Genomic DNA, 1,646 nt, shown 5'->3' on the forward strand with positions numbered 1-1,646 from the left:
CAACCCACCCAGCCGCCGAAATGCGACATCCTTGTTCACTAACTGAACGGTATTGGGGCTAACCCGTGGTCGCACGAACATCAACCTGATCCACCGGGTATTTGCACAGAACGACGACCTGCAGAGCGATTGCGGCACTACGTCCGCAGACTTCCTGCACCATCAAAGGAAGGCATTCATTCAGCGGATGGCCCCGGTCCATTGACCGAGACCCGGATCTGTCGGCGAGAGTGCAGCAGAATTCAGGCCCCGTCACCGATGGCCCGTGGAGTATGGCCGATCCACCCGGCGAAGTCGTCGGCATCTGTGAAGCCGCGACAGCCGATGTATTACGCCCGAGGTCCGCGAAGGCGGCAGGACCGCAGCACCTTCGAAATCGGTTAGGAGCTCTGCCCACACCGCGGCGGGTCGATCCGCGAGAATGACCTGCATGATCCCCACCGAGAAGACATCACCGGCGCCGACCGCTGCTTCTTGCGAGCGGCCTTCGGCGTTGCCGCACCGACAGTACCCCTGTGCGGAGTGCCCGTGGCGCCGGGATGTCGCCCCCGGGATGTTCGGTCGGGAGCGATTCGATGCGCTGGCCTCCACATCAGGACGCCCCGGTCATGAGGCGGCAGTCGATGCTGCGATGTTCGCGTGCCACAAATCGGCGGAGGGCGAGGATGAAGCGTGTGCAGGGTGGCTCGCGGTGGCCGGTGTCGAGCACCTCGGAGTGCGGCTCTCTGTGATTCGTGGACGGCTGGACCCCGCGGCGTTGGCACGGGGAGACGGGTGGCCGGACCTGTTTGACTCGTACGTCGAAATGGCCGCGACGCAAGGTGGGATAGACCCGCACGGTTGAGCGACCGGGGCCAAGTGCTGACGGACGGGCGTTGGGTTCGGTTACCCCGCAACGGTTCTGGATTCTCGCCCGACGGCAGATCCATCGTCGGCCGCGGCTCTGACAGCCCCGTCAAGTGCTCGCCCCCGGTCAGAACTCAACAGACATGTGTCGCGGTCAGGGAGACGACCGCGACAAGAGCGGGCTACGCGCGCGGCGCCAGGTAGATGGCGTTACCAGAGGGTGAAGATCCCGGTGATCGAGACCTTCTGCGAGCGTTGGAAGGCGTTCACATCAGAGTAGTGCCGCGCGGAGGGTGGGGGAGCGGACATAGTGGTCGGTGTTCAGTCGCGGGCCAGGATGCCCGAGGTCGACGAGTGCCGCCGCGGCGTCGGAGAGGGGGAGCGGTGGCAGGTCGGCGCGGATGCGTAGGAATTACAGCACTGCTCCGCCCGATCGCGGGATCTTCATGGGGTCGGACACCACGACGGCCGGTGGGTAAATCCACAGTCGTCGGCAGAGACGAAGACGACTACGTCGCTGCGCCGGACAGCGCTGGTTCTGTCGGGGCGGAGCGATTCGAGTTGGTACTTCGCCGCTGGCCCTGCCGTGGCCGGTTGCCGTGACCGGTGCTCGTCGAGCACATGCTGTTCGGTGGGGCTGGGTTCGTAGTCGACGGCGTGTTTGACAAACTTCCGGGTGACCGGTGCGGGCAGAAAATCGGCCTCCGGGTCGCGGATTCGGCCGGTGATCCCGGGTAGTGGCACGGCCCGCCCGATCTGCCACTGTATTGGAAGTGGCATACGTTCGTTCTCTCGGAAAT

1 protein-coding gene and 1 pseudogene are annotated in these 1,646 nt (G+C 64.8%); one reads left to right on the forward strand and one right to left on the reverse strand.

Annotated elements, in window-relative coordinates; all coding sequences use genetic code 11:
- The first annotated feature begins 430 nt into the window (after positions 1 to 430).
- A complete protein-coding gene (locus P3H15_RS53815) occupies positions 431 to 844 on the forward strand; it encodes a DUF6283 family protein (RefSeq protein ID WP_276144794.1) in 414 nt (137 codons plus the stop codon).
- 446 nt (positions 845 to 1,290) lie between these two features.
- Here the strand turns inward: P3H15_RS53815 and P3H15_RS53820 are convergent.
- Positions 1,291 to 1,646, reverse strand: a pseudogene (locus P3H15_RS53820) (hypothetical protein); the annotation flags it as partial.

Origin of the sequence: Rhodococcus sp. T2V, assembly GCF_029269925.1 — a bacterium.
GTDB classification, from domain to species: Bacteria; Actinomycetota; Actinomycetes; order Mycobacteriales; family Mycobacteriaceae; genus Rhodococcus_F; species Rhodococcus_F koreensis.

Coding starts and splice junctions, on each gene's coding strand:
- P3H15_RS53815 (WP_276144794.1), top strand. CDS start 431: ATGATCCCCACCGAGAAGACATCACCGGCGCCGACCGCTGCTTCTTGC.